Annotated in this window: 18 protein-coding genes, 1 pseudogene and 1 riboswitch; of the genes and pseudogenes, 10 read left to right on the top strand and 9 right to left on the bottom strand. The window is 67.7% G+C overall.

Annotated elements, in window-relative coordinates; genetic code table 11:
* A pseudogene (locus ABIC21_RS10780) lies at nt 1–245 on the bottom strand (HNH endonuclease); the annotation flags it as partial.
* Between the two features lie 115 nt (nt 246–360).
* Between ABIC21_RS10780 and ABIC21_RS10775 the strand changes: the two are divergent.
* The gene (locus tag ABIC21_RS10775; protein WP_354350386.1) at nt 361–1,011 is read left to right on the top strand and encodes a DNA alkylation repair protein; all 651 of its coding nucleotides are present in this window, start codon (nt 361–363) and stop codon (nt 1,009–1,011) included.
* A gap of 499 nt (nt 1,012–1,510) precedes the next feature.
* Here ABIC21_RS10775 and ABIC21_RS10770 read toward each other — a convergent pair whose 3' ends face one another.
* Entirely contained in the window at nt 1,511–1,780 is a 270-nt protein-coding gene (locus tag ABIC21_RS10770) for a hypothetical protein (protein ID WP_354350385.1), read from the bottom strand.
* Between the two features lie 250 nt (nt 1,781–2,030).
* Nucleotides 2,031–2,198, top strand: a riboswitch (cyclic di-AMP (ydaO/yuaA leader).
* Between the two features lie 113 nt (nt 2,199–2,311).
* Between ABIC21_RS10770 and ABIC21_RS10765 the strand changes: the two genes are divergently transcribed.
* Nucleotides 2,312–2,917, top strand: coding sequence for a C40 family peptidase (locus tag ABIC21_RS10765; RefSeq protein WP_502935988.1), 606 nt, complete (start codon nt 2,312–2,314; stop codon nt 2,915–2,917).
* A gap of 56 nt (nt 2,918–2,973) precedes the next feature.
* On the opposite strand, the gene ABIC21_RS10760 is transcribed toward ABIC21_RS10765, so the two are convergent.
* Entirely contained in the window at nt 2,974–3,699 is a 726-nt protein-coding gene (locus ABIC21_RS10760) for a dihydrofolate reductase family protein (RefSeq protein WP_354350383.1), read from the bottom strand.
* Nucleotides 3,700–3,802: 103 nt separating this feature from the next.
* Here ABIC21_RS10760 and ABIC21_RS10755 point away from each other — a divergent pair, with 103 nt between their 5' ends.
* The 4 genes from ABIC21_RS10755 (at nt 3,803) to ABIC21_RS10740 (ending at nt 6,638) form a co-directional block, all read left to right on the top strand.
* A complete protein-coding gene (locus ABIC21_RS10755; RefSeq protein WP_354350382.1) occupies nt 3,803–4,000 on the top strand; it encodes a helix-turn-helix transcriptional regulator in 198 nt (65 codons plus the stop codon).
* Nucleotides 4,000–5,193: a type II toxin-antitoxin system HipA family toxin gene (locus ABIC21_RS10750; protein ID WP_354350381.1), complete on the top strand. Its 1,194-nt coding sequence runs from the start codon at nt 4,000–4,002 to the stop codon at nt 5,191–5,193. The genes ABIC21_RS10755 and ABIC21_RS10750 overlap by 1 nt, the downstream gene beginning before the upstream one ends.
* A gap of 172 nt (nt 5,194–5,365) precedes the next feature.
* Nucleotides 5,366–6,385, top strand: a complete 1,020-nt coding sequence (locus ABIC21_RS10745) for a serine hydrolase (RefSeq protein ID WP_354350380.1) — start codon at nt 5,366–5,368, stop codon at nt 6,383–6,385.
* A 61-nt stretch (nt 6,386–6,446) separates the two neighbouring features.
* Nucleotides 6,447–6,638, top strand: coding sequence for a DUF1918 domain-containing protein (locus ABIC21_RS10740; RefSeq protein WP_354350379.1), 192 nt, complete (start codon nt 6,447–6,449; stop codon nt 6,636–6,638).
* A gap of 4 nt (nt 6,639–6,642) precedes the next feature.
* On the opposite strand, the gene ABIC21_RS10735 is transcribed toward ABIC21_RS10740, so the two are convergent.
* A complete protein-coding gene (locus tag ABIC21_RS10735; protein ID WP_354350378.1) occupies nt 6,643–8,097 on the bottom strand; it encodes a DUF5129 domain-containing protein in 1,455 nt (484 codons plus the stop codon).
* Nucleotides 8,098–8,235: 138 nt separating this feature from the next.
* Between ABIC21_RS10735 and ABIC21_RS10730 the strand changes: the two genes are divergently transcribed.
* From ABIC21_RS10730 to ABIC21_RS10720, 3 genes are read left to right on the top strand one after another with little or no spacing between them, the layout of a single operon-like run.
* Nucleotides 8,236–8,892, top strand: coding sequence for a DedA family protein (locus tag ABIC21_RS10730; RefSeq protein WP_354350377.1), 657 nt, complete (start codon nt 8,236–8,238; stop codon nt 8,890–8,892).
* A gap of 42 nt (nt 8,893–8,934) precedes the next feature.
* Entirely contained in the window at nt 8,935–9,495 is a 561-nt protein-coding gene (locus ABIC21_RS10725; RefSeq protein WP_354350376.1) for an LpqB family beta-propeller domain-containing protein, read from the top strand.
* Nucleotides 9,495–11,165: a DUF5671 domain-containing protein gene (locus ABIC21_RS10720; protein ID WP_354350375.1), complete on the top strand. Its 1,671-nt coding sequence runs from the start codon at nt 9,495–9,497 to the stop codon at nt 11,163–11,165. The genes ABIC21_RS10725 and ABIC21_RS10720 overlap by 1 nt, the downstream gene beginning before the upstream one ends.
* Nucleotides 11,166–11,185: 20 nt before the next feature.
* Here ABIC21_RS10720 and ABIC21_RS10715 read toward each other — a convergent pair whose 3' ends face one another.
* The 3 genes from ABIC21_RS10715 to ABIC21_RS10705 are packed head-to-tail and all read right to left on the bottom strand — an operon-like array spanning nt 11,186 to nt 13,940.
* Nucleotides 11,186–12,838, bottom strand: a complete 1,653-nt coding sequence (locus ABIC21_RS10715; protein ID WP_354350374.1) for a SulP family inorganic anion transporter — start codon at nt 12,836–12,838, stop codon at nt 11,186–11,188.
* Between the two features lie 54 nt (nt 12,839–12,892).
* Entirely contained in the window at nt 12,893–13,603 is a 711-nt protein-coding gene (locus tag ABIC21_RS10710) for an endonuclease/exonuclease/phosphatase family protein (RefSeq protein ID WP_354350398.1), read from the bottom strand.
* Entirely contained in the window at nt 13,557–13,940 is a 384-nt protein-coding gene (locus tag ABIC21_RS10705) for a hypothetical protein (protein ID WP_354350373.1), read from the bottom strand. The genes ABIC21_RS10710 and ABIC21_RS10705 overlap by 47 nt, the downstream gene beginning before the upstream one ends.
* Before the next feature lie 111 nt (nt 13,941–14,051).
* On the opposite strand from ABIC21_RS10705, the gene ABIC21_RS10700 reads away from it, so the two are divergent.
* Nucleotides 14,052–14,855: a thioesterase family protein gene (locus tag ABIC21_RS10700; protein ID WP_354350372.1), complete on the top strand. Its 804-nt coding sequence runs from the start codon at nt 14,052–14,054 to the stop codon at nt 14,853–14,855.
* 107 nt (nt 14,856–14,962) lie between these two features.
* Here the strand turns inward: ABIC21_RS10700 and ABIC21_RS10695 are convergent, their stop codons facing one another.
* Both ABIC21_RS10695 and ABIC21_RS10690 read right to left on the bottom strand, forming a co-directional pair.
* Entirely contained in the window at nt 14,963–15,118 is a 156-nt protein-coding gene (locus tag ABIC21_RS10695) for a hypothetical protein (RefSeq protein ID WP_156367563.1), read from the bottom strand.
* A gap of 1 nt (nt 15,119) precedes the next feature.
* Nucleotides 15,120–15,590, bottom strand: a complete 471-nt coding sequence (locus tag ABIC21_RS10690) for a DUF6325 family protein (protein WP_354350371.1) — start codon at nt 15,588–15,590, stop codon at nt 15,120–15,122.
* Between the last annotated feature and the right edge of the window lie 137 nt (nt 15,591–15,727).

The following is a 15,727-nucleotide window of genomic DNA, read 5'->3' as shown; positions in this document are numbered from 1 at the left end:
CCGCCCTTGGCCGGGGATTCCCGCCGGGCCAGGGCGATCTGCGCGCCGACGCCGGTGCCGAGCTCCGCCGCGGGCATCCCGGCGTCGGCCTGTTCACGGCGCTGCAGCAAATCCAACGTGACGGCGAAGCGGGCCTGCGACGCGGCCGCAGCGGACTTCACATCTTCCATTTCCCGGAGCTGGCGGATCAGTCCGGCACTGTCCCGGGCGGGCCGGACAGCGGCGAGTGCCCGGGCCACGTCCATGACCGTCACCTGTTCTGGCTGAGCCTCGTCGGGCCCCTGATCGCCGTCCATGGAATCACGCTATCGGGCACCTGCGACAAATTCCGGCGCCGCGGCATGCGGGAGAATAGGACCCATGAGCGATGCCGGCGATTTCATGGATCTTGCGCTTCAGCGTGAGTCCTCGTGGAGGCGCGCCGAGGAAGCCGAGGCACGTCACGGCGGCGGCCACCGCTACTACGGGGCCTCGGTCGGGGCCGTGCGGGGAACGGTCCGCGATGCCCTCCGCCGCCACCCGGGAATGACGCACGATGACATCACCGCCCTCAGCTCCGAGTTGTGGGAGGTGCCCGTCTTCGAGCGGCGCCTCGCCGGCGTCGTGCTCCTGCAATCCTGCGTCCGCCTGCTGACGAACACAGACCTGACCCGGATCGAGGGCTTCGTGCGGAGCGCACGGCTGGGCGCCCTCGTCGATCCGCTCGCCATCGACGTCGTTGGCCCGCTGATCGAGGGGCTCGACGTGGTCGGCAGGGTGCGCGCGGACAGTGTCCTGGACCGGTGGGTGCGGGATCCCGACGGCTGGCTGCGCCGCGCTGCCCTGCTGTCCCCGCTCCGCGCGCTGCGTGCCGGCGCGGGCGACTGGCCCCGGTTCGTGCGCCACTCCCGCCTGGTGCTGGAATCGCCGCCCCGGCTGAGCCATGAGGGCGACGGCGACGCCCTCGCCGCCGCTGCGGTCTCCGTCGTGCTCGCCGAGACCGCCAAGCATCGGCCCGAGCTGGAATTCTGAACAGCCGACAACACGGGGCATTGTCTGTTCATTCGGTTGCAACTGTGCGGCGTTCGCCGAGGCTTTTCCATGACAATTTAGGCATCGAATTCTTTTCACGGCCTATTTTCGGGCTCCATTCCCGTCAGCGGCTATTCTTCCTTCTCAGGAAAAGTGGTTCGCGACGTAACGGGTTTAAAGGTGCACAACACCACTAGTTCCGGGGATGACGTCCGCGGTCCGTACCCGGGTATGCACGCCTTTTGGGTTCCGCCGGAGGCGCAGTAAATGTCACGGAAAAGCTTGTCTCGTGGCCGGATTAATCCACCTAAGTTCCTGCTTAGACGTCGAGCTGCGTGGCAATGTTGCCGTTCGCCGCTTATGCCGTGGCCGTCCCCTATATGCTGTACGCTTCATTTCTCCGTGGCGTCATCGAAACGACGTTTGCAATGAGTCAAAGTTCCGTCGGTGATTCGGCAGCGGACGGTCACCCGGGACCGCTGTCGGATTGGGATCGGGCTTAGTTTCCAGGCCGGCGTTCCACCACGGCATAGGCTCTTTCGTCGAAGAACTCCCAGTCGGTGATAACCATGAAACCGAGGGCGTCCACGCGGTCGTTCAGGACATGCACGTCGAAGCCCCCGTCGCGGGGCTCAGCGTCCCAGGTGAGGACATGGACTTCCCCGTTTTCCAGCACCAGCAGTTCGGTGTTGACATTGAAGTCCTCCGGCGGCTGACTGCTTAGCTGGCAGATGGCGACACAGTGCCTGGGGACGTCGGGACTGTTCATTTTTGGGCCTCCGCTTCGGGGGAACGGTGATGGCATCATCCTATGCCTGGGTCTGCGTCCCGCCAGCGTTCTGGCCCCGCGTCCGGCCAGCGCCGGGACTGCGGGTGGCGGGCCTTTCGGACGTCGGCAACCAACGTCCGCCGTGACCTCGATGTGACACTCCGTGATCATTCCGTTACCGTTGTTAGGTGCCTGTTGTTTCCGAGACGGGCTCTCCCCAGCCGATTGCCTAACTCTGCCGCGGCCTGGGGATAACTCGCAGCAACGTCCGGCAGAGACGGGGAAACCACATTTGACCCGCTGTTCTCCAGGGGTCTTGGGGTGAAGCCGCACGGCCCGCCATGATCGGGCCAGCGTGCGGCCGGGTGCCTCCCATCCGAATCCGACAGCTCACCTCGCAGGCATTGGGAGAGGCTCCTTTTAATGATTTCCAGCAATACCCGTGCGCCCAAACACGCCGCCATTCGCACCAACCGCCGCACCGTCGGCACCATCGGCCGCCAGGCTGCCGTCCTCGTTGCCGCTTCCGGAATGGTGCTCAGCGGCGCCATGGCCGCCAATGCAGCCGATGCACCGACCGAGCGTGACTCCGCCCCGGCGTCGTCCGTTGACGTCACGGGCCAGGTGTCCGCCCCGGTCCTGGCGGACTCCGCCGTCCAGATCACTTTCGAGCGCCCGGCCGTTGAGACTGCCCCGGCGCCCGTGGTCGAGGTGCCCAAGCCCGTAGCCGCTCCGGTGGCCCCGGCCCCCGCTGCCGCCGCCAAGGCGACAGTGAAGGTCCAGGCAGCACCCGCCCCCGCCGCTGCTCCGGCAGCCGGTGGGGTCAATGCCACCCTGCTGGCCGTCGCGTACGGCCAGATCGGCATCACCCAGGACTGCACCGCCATGGTGGAGAAGGCCCTGAACGCCTCCGGCATCCCGGTGGGCAACATCGGTCCGATGGCCTTCATGAAGTATGGCAAGGTCGTTGCCGCTCCCCAGCCCGGGGACATCATCGTCCAGTCCGGCCACGTCGCCATCTACGCCGGCAACGGCCAGGCAGTCAGCGGCGGCATGAACGGCGTCAACGCCACCATGACCCATCCGCTGTCCTGGCTGACCGCAACCGGTCCCGTGACGTTCGTCCGGGCCGGCTAGCAGTACCGCCACAGCACGTTGAAGGCCGGTCGATCGGTTGCCTTGGGGGCAGCGGATCACCGGCCTTCTGCGTGTCCGGTGTCCGGCTCCACCGAGTACCGAAGCAGCACCACGCCGTTGCTGAAGGTGCGGCTCTCCAGCAGCCGGAGCGGCGTCGTCGCATCCGTCTCACGGAAAAGGAGCTTGCCCCGTCCGATCAGGACCGGGTGCACATAGAGCCGGTACTCGTCGATCAGCCCGAGCCGCCTGAAAGACGCCGCCAGGTCGGCGCCGCCCAGCGCCAGATCACCGCCGGGCTGTTCCTTTAGCCTGGCCACGTCCTCTGCGACCACGTCGTGCACCACTTCGGTATTCCAGCCGGCCGACGACAGGGTCCTGGAATAGACAATTTTTGGCATGCCACGCCAGATCCCCGCGAACTCGCTCATCGCGGCAGGGCTCGACGGATCCTGGTCCGCCGTCGGCCAGAAGTCGGCCATCAGCTCATACGTGACGCGGCCGTCCAGGAAAGCGCCCATGGTCCGGAGCTCGTCGTTGAAGTGGCGGTGCAGTTCGTCGTCGACCCGGTGCCAGCTCAGATCCTGGTCCGGCCCCTCAAAGAATCCGTCCAGGGATACCTGCATCATAAAGATGACCTTGCGCATGACGGGTTCCTTCCCTTCAAATGCCGACAGGAGTCCCAGCGTACGCCGCGCCCTGCCGTCGCGGCAGGGGAAGTATGGCCCGACGCCGAGCGGCAGCATATTGCCGTTCTGTAGGTCCTCCGCCAGCGAAAGGGTCATGGGAAACAGTATCGGCAGTATCTTGCCGAAATCGCGGTTCCACGCCACGATGGGAGGACTGAAGGGCCGCAACCGGCAACATCCTGCCGAACCGAGGAGCGCCATGGGTGATGTGCTGTCGATTGGAACCAGCATCCGGAGCGCCCGCAAGGACGCCGGAATCACGCAGGATGATCTGGCCCACCTGGCCGGGACCTCAGTGCGCACCGTGCGGGCCATCGAAACCGGGACGGGCAACCCCTCGCTCCGGACCGTCGTGGCCGTGAGCGATGTCCTGGGCCTGCAACTGACGGTGCGCTGATGGCAGCCGAGCTGCAAGACCTGAAGTTCGTCCGGGATGCGGACGTTTATAAGGCCGGGATCCTCGCCGGCCACCTCGGCAGGACCGGGTTCGGCGGGGTCCGGTTCAGCTACGCCGCGGAGTACTTGGCCGGTAACGGTCCGGCCGTGGCAGTGTCCCTGCCCCTGAGCGCGGAGGCGGTGGAAACCCCCGGGGGTGCGCTGCCGGCGTTCTTCGCCGGGCTGCTCCCCGAGGGCTACCGGCTCACGGTCCTGAAGAACGCGACCAAGACCAGCTTCGACGATGAGCTGACCCTGCTGCTGGCCGTGGGGGCCGATGTTCCCGGCGACGTGCAGGTGGTCCCGGCCGGCGAGCCCCTGGCGGACCCGCCCGCCCTTGCCGATACCTCGAAGCCGGAGACGCTGGACTTCTCCCTCCTGGTCAACACCGTGGACCTCCACGGTCTGCCGGGAGTGCAGCGCAAAACCAGCGCCTCGATGCTGACCACGCCCCTGGCGGTCAGGGGCCACCGCTACCTGCTCAAACTGGACCCGCCGGAGCATCCCCACCTCGTGGAGAACGAGGCGGCGCACCTGCAAGGTGCCCGGGCGCTGAAGATCCCGGTTGCCAGGTACTCGGTCATCCAAGACCGGAACGGCCTGCGGGGGCTGCTGGTTGAACGGTTCGACCGGGTCAAGGGCCCGGCCGGAACGTGGGTCCGGCTGCCGCTGGAGGACGGCACCCAGGTGCTGGGCCTGCCGCCGGCGTCCAAGTACGGCGTCAGCTCCGAGGAGGTGGCAGCGGCGCTCGCCGCCACGTGTACCGCCCCGCTGCTCGCGATCCGCAACCTGTACTTGCAGTTCGTCTTTGCCTGGCTGACCGGCAACGGGGACCTGCATGCCAAGAACCTCGCGGTCCTGGGCAGCCCGCGCGGATTCGTGATGGCCCCGGTCTTCGATGTCCCGTGCACCCTGCTGTACGGGGACGAGACCCTCGCGCTGCCGGTCTCCGGCAAGACCCGGCACCTCAAGGCCAGGCACTGGGCGGAGCTGGCTGGTTCGCTGGGGCTGCCGGCGCGGGCCGCCGTCGCTGCGAACCGGACCGCGCTCGCCGCGGCTGCCGGGATTAGACTGGAGGAGTTGCCTTTTACGGGGTCTCCGCTGCACGGGGCTCTGCGGGAACTCCGGTTCCGTCGACGGGAGCTGGCCGGCTGATTCGGGGCCCCGCAGGCGTGGCCACTTGCGCAGGGGTACCGCCGGTAGAAGAATGCAGGAAATTTGAAGCCGCGCCGCGGTTCTTTACTTTCGGAGGAAATGCATGCCCACGAGCCTGCCAGTGGCGTCAGCCGATGCCGCGCGCCCGTTGATGTTCCGGGGTTGAGACCCGGTGGCATCCTGGGGACCCGGCCGGCACTACAGCAGCGGCCGGCACACACATGAGTCGGTCCTGCCCACCGGGCCGCGCCTGCTGGGGTTCACCGGCGGGATCCGCCCGAAGTTGCTCATTGCACTGGTTACCGTCCTCGGCCTGATCACGGCCGGGGCTGTCTACGGCACCATCCAGGCCAGGGGACCGGCCGACGCCGGGCCCGTGCCGGTTGCATCCGTGTCCGCCCCCGCAGGTTCCGCCGGAGCAGCCGACCCGCTGTCCGCCTCCGGCGGCGGAACGCCGTCGGCAGCACCCGCGACGCCGACACCCGCCGTCGTCACGCCCCCACCGCCCGTCATCGGCCCGGCACTGGACGCTGAAATCAATGCCGTGATCGCGGCCAACAGCGGCTACCAGGTGGGCGTGGCCCTGATCGATGTGGCTGACGGGGCGGTGCACGAATACGGGGTCAAGACCAAGTTCGTGGCCGCGAGTACGGGGAAAATCCTCGCCGCTGCCGCCTACTACCATCTGGTGGAAACCGGCAAGGCCTCTCTGGGGGCCCCGATGGGGGCATCCACCGCCGGCCAGCAGATCCGGCAGATGGTCCAGCAAAGCAACAACGATTCGTGGGCGCTGATCCTCGCCGCCGTGGGCCACAAAGGGCTGATCAACTATGCGGCCACGATGGGCATTCCCTATGACCGGACCGTGAACACCCTGACGCCGGCAGAGATGGCCAAAATTCTGTCCGAGCTGTACAGCGGCCGGCTGCTGAACGCCGCCAACACCGCCCAGCTGCTGTCCTACATGCAGCAGACCAACTACGAAACGCTGATCCCGGCCGCCGCACCTGCGGGGGTGAGCGTCTTCCACAAGTACGGGTTGCTCTTCGGCAACCTGCACGACGCGAGCATCCTGGTGAAGGGGGACCGGGCGTACGTGTTTGTCGTCTACACGCTGGGCCGGGACGGGGAGGCTGCCCGGTCCCGCGTCTTCCACGAACTCACCAGCACCGTTACCGCCGGACTATTCTGACGACAGCGGCCGTTCCCCGGAAGCACACACAACCGTACGCTGGAGGAGGGAGGTGAATGCCATGAAAGCAGCCCAGGGAGACCGCATCATCATCCGCGGCACGACGGTCGAGTCATCGGACCGGCACGGGGAAATCCTGGAGGTCAAGGGGGCGGACGGGGCCCCGCCGTATCACGTCAGGTTCGACGACGGCCATGAGACCATCCTGTTCCCCGGCGGCGATTTCGTCGTCGAAAGCAGCAAGGGCGCCTGAGGTCCTAGAAACTCGATGAACTGCCGGAGCCGGAGAAGCTTCCGCCGCTGCTGCCGTAGCCGGTGGTGCTGCCGCCGCCGCGGGCGCTGCTGACACTGCTGACACCGCTGGTGAAGCCGGAGTTGAAAGTCGGCACGGAGAGGAAGTAATAAGAGGGGTACACGGTGCCCAGGATGCTGGGCTCGTACGTGCGCCCGTACTTGGCCTTGTTTCCGGCCTGTGCGCTCTCCATCTCCCTGTGCATGAGCCGGGCCTCCTTCTCGTTCTTGGCGAAGCCGGCAATCACAGTATCGGCATGGTTCTTGAGCAGCTCGGAGAGGTGGGTGCGCGCGTCCCGCAGCCGGTCAAGGGCCGTCTCGGGAGTGATGGTTCCGTCCGAGAGTTCCGCGGTCCACCGTTCGATCTCCCGGTGGCTTTCGTCGCGGAAGGAACGCAGGGCCGCGGCCGTTGCGGAGTCGCCCTCGGCGTTGCGCTTACTGAGCATCTGTTCGATCGCGGCCAGGTCGGCGCGGAAGGGGGCCAGCTGCCGGTCCCAGGCGGGAGCCCAGGCGGAGCCCCGGTTGAGCAGGGCGTTGGTGTCGGCGATGACGTCGTCGAGGGCGTCAAGTTCCGCGGCGGCGTCGGCGTAACTGCGGGCCAGCTTCAAGTTTGGCCGCCTGCTGAGGCCCCGGGGGGAGAGTGCATGGACCTGGTTGGCGAGGCCGGTGGCGGTGTTGTACTTGGCCATAAAGGTCCGGTGCTTCTCGAGGACGGTGCTGCCGTAGCGGGAGGTATCCGGGATGGTGCCGGCGTTGAGTTCAGTGACCTGGAGATCCATGCTGACGTTCGAGTAGCTGGCGTCGCCGCGGGCGATTTCCTTGCGGCTGCCCACCCGGGTCCGCCAGCGCACGATCAGCCACGTTCCGGCGCCCGCAACGGCAGCCGCCACGCTGGTCCACGCCACGACGAGGAAGGCCGTGGAGCGGTACCACGGCTGGTTGATCAGTTCGGCGCCGCGCTGGATCCCGGCGATGGTGCCTTCCGTCCACTGGGCATCGCGGAGAAGTTCCTTGGAGGCGTTCTGGATGTCCTCGCGCTGTTCGGGCGAGACCTTCCGGTCCTCACCCATATACGTCCCCACGTGCCGGCCCACCGGGTCCACTGCGAAGATGAACAGCCCGTTCGCCCACTTCTGCCCGTCCTCGCTGATCCACTCCGGGTGCTCGGTACGGGCGAATCGCAGGACTTCCTCGTTGAGGTTGTCCGAGGCCGAACCGTTGTACGTGTAGACGGCCACTTTGGTGGGCTCATAGAACTCGATCGCCTGCACCGCCGGCAGGAGGGTGTTCCGGTCCAGCACCCCGGCCCGGTCCTCCACAACGATCTCCACCGGCGTGACGGCCTGCGCTGCCGGCCCCGTACCCACCAGCCCGATCAGCACCAGGGCGAGGAGGCCCACGACTTTCCGCACGTTTCCCATTTCCCGAGCGTAGTGCCTGCCGCGGGTGGCGTCGACGTGCCCGCGGGCCGCGGACTCCATCTTTCGGCTAGGCTTGCCACGTCCGACGTGGAAGGGGAATGCGGCAGTGTGCGAGGGTCCTGAACGGCCGTGGCAGTCATGACATCCACAACCCCGGTCGACGAGATGGACGGACTGGTCGGTTTCGCCGCGCGTGCCGTTGATGCGCTCGGCGAGTGGGGCGTGGGGCTCTTCACCCTGGCGGAGACGGTCTTCCCGCCGATTCCCAGCGAGGTCATTCTTCCCTTGGCCGGCTTTCTGACTCGGCAGGGGACGATGAACATGGCACTTGTCCTGGTCACCAGCACGCTGGGTGCGTATATAGGCGCGCTGTTGCTCTATTGGCTCGGGGCGCGGCTGGGTCTCGAGCGGTCCATCCGGTGGCTGTCGAGGCTCCCGCTCATGGACCGCGAAGACTTTGAAATGGCCGCTGACTGGTTTAGCCGCCATGGCAGGTCTGCGATCTTCTTCGGCAGGTTGCTCCCGGGCGTGCGCAGCCTGATCTCGCTGCCCGCGGGAGCCGAGCGGATGCAGCTTGGCACGTTCAGCGCGTTCACGGTTGCGGGAAGCGGCATCTGGAACGGGCTCCTGATCGGGCTGGGTGCCCTGCTCGGGACCCAGTACCGGCTCATCGACGAATACTCACGATTCCTCAACTATGCCGTGTGGGCCGCACTGGCCGTCGTCGTCGGCTCGCTCATCGTGAGGGGCTTCCGACGATGGCGAAACAGCAGGTCAGGGCCGAATGGGGCCTAAAGACACCGTGACGACGGGCACTTACTGATACAAACTGACTGCATGAGTCCAGAGGCGAAAGAACCCGAACCCAACCAACCAGGACCGGACGCGCCTGAGGAAGCTGCACCGCCGCCGGCAACGGAACCAGGAACTGGTCCGGCCGCAGGACCGCGCCGGCCGGACCGCACGCTGCTCGCCATCCTTGCCGCGATTGCCGTGATCGTGGTGGTCGCACTGATCGTCGTGTTCACCCGCGGCGAGCCGGCGCCGGTAGACGAGGCCACCCCCGCCGGGGTGGTCCAGCGGTATTCCGCCGCCGTGATCGCCGGGGACGAGACGGCCGCAGCCGCCTACCTGACGGACGCCGCCAAGAACCGATGCAGCACCACCATGGAACGGATGCCGGGGGACAACCTCCGCGTCACCCTCGTCTCAACGACCGAGCGGCCGGCCTCGGCGGACGTCAAGGTGCTGATCACCGTCTCCGAGGGCGGCGGGCCGTTCGGCAGTGCCGAATACCAGATCGAGGACGGCTTCGACCTGGTCAAGACGGGGGACAGATGGCTGATCGACAGGGCTCCCTGGCAGCTCACCGTGTGCCAGAACGCGGCGGTGAAGTGATGACCGCTGACTCCGCCGTGGGCGGAGCCCAGCGGACCGTCCGCCGCCTCATCACCTACCTGCTGCTCTTCGCCCTCGTGGTGATCGCCGCCGTCGGGCTCAGCGGACTGCTGGGGCGGCTCCTCGTCGCGGACACCGTGCTGGCCACAGCGGACGTGGCCGGGCTGGCACGCTCGCTGGCCTTTGCCCTGATCGGCGGACCGCTCGCCGCGCTCCTGTGGTGGGTGGTCTGGCGGCGTCTGGGCGACGAGACAGAGCGGGCGTCCGTCGGCTGGGGCCTTTATGTGACCGCCGCCTACGTGCTCTCCCTGGTGCTGGCGACGAGCAACCTGCTCAGCACTGTGGCCACGCTCATCGGCGGCCAGTCGCTGCAGTGGCGGCCGTCCCTGGCGACCGGGCTGGTGTGGGCCGCCGTCTGGGTCTGGCACCGGTGGATGTGGCGGCATCCCCGCAAGCGGCCGGTGGACATCGCTGACGCCCCCACGGTCCTCAGCAGCTATATCGGACTGGTGATAGGCGTCAGCGGCGCCGTCTCCGCCTTGTCGGTCCTGCTGGATGCCGCACTGCGGGGGGCGCTGGCCGCCGCGATGGTGGGCAAGCCCTGGTGGGTGTCCGCGTTGCAGTCCCTCGTCTGGGCCGTGGGCGGCGGGCTGGTCTGGTGGTGGCACTGGAAGCACGACGGCGGCCGGCGGCTGCGCGGCGATCTCGCCAGCGTCGGCCTCATCGCCGTCGGGGTCCTCGGCGCCGGAGTGCTGACCCTCGGCGGTGCGGGGGTCACGGTGTTCGTCCTGCTGCGGCTCGCCTTCGACCGCACCGAACCGATGAACCAGCTGCTTGAGCCGCTGGCGCCGGCGATCGCCGCCGCACTGATCGGGTCACTGGTCTGGGTCTACCATCGCGGTCTGGCCCGCGAAAGTTCGGAAGCCATCCGGCAGGGTAGCCGGCTGGTGACGTCCGGCGTCGCCCTGGTGGCCGCTGCCTCCGGGATCGGCGTGATCGTGAATGCCGCCCTCGCCATGGCCGCGACGCCGCTTGCAGGCTCCGGGGCACGCGCCCTCCTGCTCGGCGGCATCAGTTCGCTCCTGGTCGGCGGCCTGGTCTGGTGGCTCACGTGGAAGCCCCTGGAGAGGACCTCCGCGGCGTCGCCCGGCCCTGCCGGCAGTTCCGGGAACTGGCAGAACGCCCGCCGGATCTACCTGATTGTGGTGTTCGGCCTCAGCGCCGTGGTCGCCGTTATCACCCTGCTGGTCATCGGCTACCGGATGTTCGAGTACTTCCTGGGCGACATCTCCGGCGGCAGCGTGGTGGACAGGATCCGGGCCCCGCTCGGGTTGCTGGTGGCCACCGGCCTCGTCGCCGGCTACCACTTCGCGGTGTGGCGTCACGAACGCGCCGTCCTCGCGGCCGTGCATCCGGCCCGGAAACGGACCATCGGGCACGTCGTCCTGGTGACCGGCACCGATGCGGCGCCGCTGCACCGGGCCATCGAGGACGCCACCGGGGCGGGCGTGACAGTCTGGAGACGGGCCGACGCCGGGCCCGGGGCCGCTGCTGATGCCGGCCAGCTGGCCGGCCGGCTGGTGGGGCAACTCGAGGGTGTGACCGGAAAACAGGTGCTCGTAACGGTCAGCCCGGACGGCAGGATCGACGTGATTCCGCTACTGGGCTAAGGTGCCGGGGGCCCTGGCACCTATTCCAGCCCGAACGTCCTTTTGTAGCTGCGCACAGCGTTGGTGACGGTGGGGAAGAAGTGGTCCGGGCCGAATCGGCTGCTGACGCCGAACCGGATCAGGCGGTCTTTGATGGGCCCCTTCATTTCGGCGAAGACCAGGCTGACGCCGCGCCTCGCGAGCTCGTCGTCGAGGGCCACGAGGTCGTCCAGGGCGGTGGTGTCGAGGCCGGTGATGGCCTCCGATGCCACGATCACCCACCGGACCGGTTCCGGGGCGTTGGCCACGAGCGTCCGGATGTGTTCGGTGAAGACGCTGCCGTTGGCGAAGAACAGTGGGGCGTCGAAGCGTGCGATCACCAGTCCGGGAACGCGCTGGCCCTCGGGGTGCCGGTTGAGGTCGTGGTAACCGGGCACGTCTCCGACGCTGCCCAGTTCGGTGCGGTAGGGGTCCAGGGCGCGCAGCACAAAAGCGATCAGGGACAGGCCGATCGCGACCACGATGCCTTCGAGCACACCCACGAAGGCGACGCCCAGGAAGGTCGCGACCAGCAAGGCGGCCTCGGTCCGGCTCATCCTCAGCAGCCGGAGGAGCGTTTTCAGGTCGAGGATCGACGCCGCGGCGACCATCACGACCCCGGCCAGCACGCTGGAGGGAAGGAACGTCGTCAGCCCGGGCGCCAGGATCATGAACAGCACCACCAGGGCGGCGGCAACAGCTCCGCTCAGGGGGCTCTTGGCGCCCGCCTCGATGGCGATCGGTGTGCGGGACGTGCTGCCGGAGATCGGGAACCCGCCAAAGAGGCCGCTGGCCACGTTCGCCACGCCGAGGGCCCCCATTTCCTGGTTCCCGTCAATCTGGACGCCGCTCCGGGCCGCGAAGCTCTTGGAGAGCACGGAGGTGTCGGCAAAGGCGATCAGGGCGATGCCGGCCGCCGGGCCGAGCAGGGCGATGACGTCCTCCATGCCGATGCCGCCGAGGGCGGGAGCCGGCAGGCCCTGGGGCAGGGCACCCACGGTGGGGAGCGCCGTCGTCAGGTCCAGGAAGGCCGTCAGCGCCGTGGCTGCCACGACTGCGAGCAGCACACCGGGGAGCTTCCACGGCAGGAAACGGCATCCGACGATGACGGCGATGGTGCCGGCACCGAACAGCAAAGCCAACGGATTGATGCCGCCTCCGGCCACGGCCTGCACAGTCCCGGTGGCGGTGTTGACCAGTGAGCCGCCGCTGACCGACATGCCGAGCAGCTTGGGCAGTTGGCTCAGCATGATGACAATGGCGATTCCGTTGAGGTAGCCAACACGGATGGGTTTGGACAGCAGCCCGGTGACGAACCCCAGTTTGAAGACCTTGCCGGCCAGCAGCAGGCCTCCGATCAGCAGGGCCAGAAGCCCGGCCAGCGCCACCGCCTCGTCCGGATCCTTGCCGGCGAGGGGCAGGATGGCGGCGGCGATCATCGGCGCCAGGCTGGAGTCCGGGCCGATGATCAGGACCCGCGAGGGCCCGAAGACCGCATAGGCCAGCAGGGGGATGATCGACGCGTAGAGGCCCGTGACGGCCGGCAGCCCGGCGGCCTCGGCATACGCCATGCCGGCCGGAATGAGGAACGCGCTGAGCGCGGCGCCGGAGGCCAGGTCAGATTTCAGCCACGGGCGTTCATAGTCCCGCATCATTCTGAGGCCTGGCGGGAGGTTTAGTGCCCTGGCGCCGCGCACGGTCGGCCCTGGCTACGCGGCAGGGGCCGCGGGGTCGCCGGCCGCCGGTGCGTCCTGGCCGTATTCCGCCGAAATGAGGATGGGGAGGTGGTCCGATGCACCGCGCGGCAGGGTTTCGACACTTTCGATGTTGAGTCCCTGGGAGGTGGCGAAGTCGAAGTGGCCCTTGAAGACCTTGTACCGCGTGTACGTCCGACGGTCACTGAGGGTCAGGTCGTAGCCGGCGTCCTTCATCTGGGCCGTGAGTTTCGTGGTGAAGAAGGGGTAGTTGAAGTCGCCCACCATCAAAGACATCAGGCCGCCGCCCATGCTCAGCAGTTCCGCGTGCGCGGCGTGGATCTGGTTCCGCCGCAGCGAGTTCGACGCCGTCAGGGGGGCCGCGTGGAACGAGGCGATGACGAGGTCGTGGTCCGTCTCATTGTCGATCACCCGGGTGCCGATCAGCCGCTCGTGGGCCGGGGAAAGGACGCGGTCGTGCAGCGATTTCTTCAGCGCGAAGGTCTTGGTCTCATACGCCGTGAACCGGTCCATGCGGTAGTAGATTGCCAGGCCCAGCCGGTTGCCCTTGGTGGCGTCGGCCAGGTGCAGGTCTCCAATTGTGTCCGGGAGGTCGTTGGTGTCGCACTCCTGGAGGCACAGGGCATCAATCTTAAAATCGCGGGCCAGATCAACCAGCTCACCGCTGGCATGGTGCTTTCGCAGGTTGTAGCTGATGACTCGAATCAGGGGGCACCTCTTCGGTGGATAGTCGCGGAAAGTCTGATTCCGAGTCTACCCAGTCCAGCGAATCGGGAGGGACCGGCGACCGCGGGTCCCTCCCGATTTCCACGGTGTTCTGGCGTGTCGCCGCGGGGTACTTGTGTGCGTAGCGGCCGCCGGGGCCCCCGTCACTTCCGCGAGACGCGTTGACGCCGTTGTCGGTGGCCGTGACGTCCACCGTGCCCCCGCTGACGGCGATGTGGGCGGCTTCGAGGCCCTCATTGGATTTGTCCGCGGTGGCCGTGCCGCCCGCGCCGGTCAGCCCGCTGAAGGCTTTGACCCCGTCGTCCGCCGCGTTCACGGCCCTGGCTGGAATATGCGTCGCGTTTGTTGCGCCGGCGGTGGCGGGCCGGCCGTCGGCGCGGAAGCGATAGTGTGTTCTGGGATTACCAGCCACGCGAAAGGGCAGACGTTGACTGCTGAACTACCGGTGCTTGCCGAGGGCGATTTCTACTACGAGGTGCTGGGCGGCGGGCGTTTCCGCTCCACCATCCATGCCCAGGGGGCGTGGAACGAGCACGAGCAGCACATGGCTCCCGCCTCCGGCATCATGGCCGACTGCCTGGACCGGCATGAGCCGCGCGAGGACATGCGGATGGCGCGCCTGAGCTACGAGATTCTTGGCCTGATTTCCGGCGGCGAGTTTGAGGTCGTCACCACTACGCTGCGCCCGGGCCGGACGATCGAACTGGTGCAGGCCGAGCTGATCGCCGGCGGCCGCACCGCGATCCGCGCCACGGCGTGGCGGATGATCACCTCCGACACCAGCGCCATTGCGGCGTTTGAGGATCCCCGGATTCCCGTGCCTGAGGACTGCGAACCGTATGACGCGGCGAGCATCTGGCCGGGCGGCTACATAGCGTCGCTGGAAATGCGGATCGCCGACGGGCACCGCGCCGGGTCGGGCACGGTGTGGCTGCACACCGGGCACCCGCTGACGGACCGGAAGGACAGCAGCGACCTCGCCCGGCTGGTCGGCCTGGTGGACACCGCCAACGGTATCGCCGCCCGCGTTCCCCCGGGCAAGGGCAGCTACGCCTTCCCCAACCTGGATCTCCAGATCCACATGTACCGGCGCCCCGAAGGGGAATGGCTGGGGCTGGACAACGAGGTCTCCTTCGGCACGGACGGAATCGGCCTGACCTCCACCGTGCTGCATGACCTCCAGGGCCCGTTCGGCCGCGCCGAGCAGATCCTGACGCTCCGGAAGTCTTAGGGCCGGGACTCCAAAATGGAGGTGCGCATGACCCAAAGAGGGGCATGCGCACCTGGGGGAGCCGGGATCCGGCTCCGTATGTCCGTCGCGGCGGTCAGCCGCGTTGATCAGTCGCGACGGTCGCGACGGTCATCCCGCCGGTCGCCGCGGTCGTCCCGCCGGTCCTCCCGGCGGTCGCCACGACGGTTAATCCCGTGGGCGACGACAATTGCTCCGCCAACGGCGGCGGCGGTCCGGCGCCTGCGTCGTGCTGCGAGTGGCATGTCAGCTTCCTTCCTTCAGTGCTTCGGGCTCGGCTTGGGCGTCCGCTTCGAAAGCGGCGATGACGGCCTGGGTCGGGATCCGGCCGCTGGCCACGAGCTGGCCCCCGGCCTTGCGGATGGCGGAGCCGAACGGGGCCGCCCACAGGTTCTCCCAGACGAGCACTGCGGCGGAGTGGCCGGGCTCAATAGTGGCGGCCAGGTCCATGACGTCCTGCTCCGAGAGCACCATGGCCAGTTCGGCCTCGGCCATGCGCACCTCGCCGAGCTGGCCCTCTTCGAGGTCGGAGATTTCTGCCGTCTCGAGCGTGCCGTCCTCGGTCTTCCTCAGGAACACCATGTCGAGCACTCTGACGAGCTCACGCTTGACCAGGTCATCCAGGAACGGGGCGATCTGGCCGTTGCCGAAGTCCGGCCCTGGGAACTCCACGACGATCCAGTCCACGGGCCCTAGTTCATCCAATGTCTCAGCCATGCTGAAGCCTCCGTTCTTGTTGGGTACAAGGCGATCCGATGGACCGCGGCAGCTCCAGTCTGTGCCTCCGGTGAGGTGCGGTGCATCATCCGCGCCGGGTGACCTCGCCCGGTGAACCGAGCTCGCCTCGATCCGGG

This window comes from Pseudarthrobacter sp. PvP090 (genome assembly GCF_040547365.1).
Lineage (GTDB): Bacteria > Actinomycetota > Actinomycetes > Actinomycetales > Micrococcaceae > Arthrobacter.
The sequence above is the reverse complement of the archived record's forward strand: the minus strand, read 5'-3'. Positions and strand labels throughout refer to the sequence as shown.

Bases quoted from the DNA above. Each gene is read 5' to 3' on its own strand.
- ABIC21_RS10775 (WP_354350386.1), top strand. From the start codon at position 361: ATGAGCGATGCCGGCGATTTCATGGATCTTGCGCTTCAGCGTGAGTCC.
- ABIC21_RS10770 (WP_354350385.1), bottom strand. From the start codon at position 1,780: ATGAACAGTCCCGACGTCCCCAGGCACTGTGTCGCCATCTGCCAGCTA.
- ABIC21_RS10765 (WP_502935988.1), top strand. From the start codon at position 2,312: ATGGTGCTCAGCGGCGCCATGGCCGCCAATGCAGCCGATGCACCGACC.
- ABIC21_RS10760 (WP_354350383.1), bottom strand. From the start codon at position 3,699: ATGACCCTTTCGCTGGCGGAGGACCTACAGAACGGCAATATGCTGCCG.
- ABIC21_RS10755 (WP_354350382.1), top strand. From the start codon at position 3,803: ATGGGTGATGTGCTGTCGATTGGAACCAGCATCCGGAGCGCCCGCAAG.
- ABIC21_RS10750 (WP_354350381.1), top strand. From the start codon at position 4,000: ATGGCAGCCGAGCTGCAAGACCTGAAGTTCGTCCGGGATGCGGACGTT.
- ABIC21_RS10740 (WP_354350379.1), top strand. From the start codon at position 6,447: ATGAAAGCAGCCCAGGGAGACCGCATCATCATCCGCGGCACGACGGTC.
- ABIC21_RS10735 (WP_354350378.1), bottom strand. From the start codon at position 8,097: ATGGGAAACGTGCGGAAAGTCGTGGGCCTCCTCGCCCTGGTGCTGATC.
- ABIC21_RS10730 (WP_354350377.1), top strand. From the start codon at position 8,236: ATGACATCCACAACCCCGGTCGACGAGATGGACGGACTGGTCGGTTTC.
- ABIC21_RS10725 (WP_354350376.1), top strand. From the start codon at position 8,935: ATGAGTCCAGAGGCGAAAGAACCCGAACCCAACCAACCAGGACCGGAC.
- ABIC21_RS10720 (WP_354350375.1), top strand. From the start codon at position 9,495: ATGACCGCTGACTCCGCCGTGGGCGGAGCCCAGCGGACCGTCCGCCGC.
- ABIC21_RS10715 (WP_354350374.1), bottom strand. From the start codon at position 12,838: ATGATGCGGGACTATGAACGCCCGTGGCTGAAATCTGACCTGGCCTCC.
- ABIC21_RS10695 (WP_156367563.1), bottom strand. From the start codon at position 15,118: ATGCCACTCGCAGCACGACGCAGGCGCCGGACCGCCGCCGCCGTTGGC.
- ABIC21_RS10690 (WP_354350371.1), bottom strand. From the start codon at position 15,590: ATGGCTGAGACATTGGATGAACTAGGGCCCGTGGACTGGATCGTCGTG.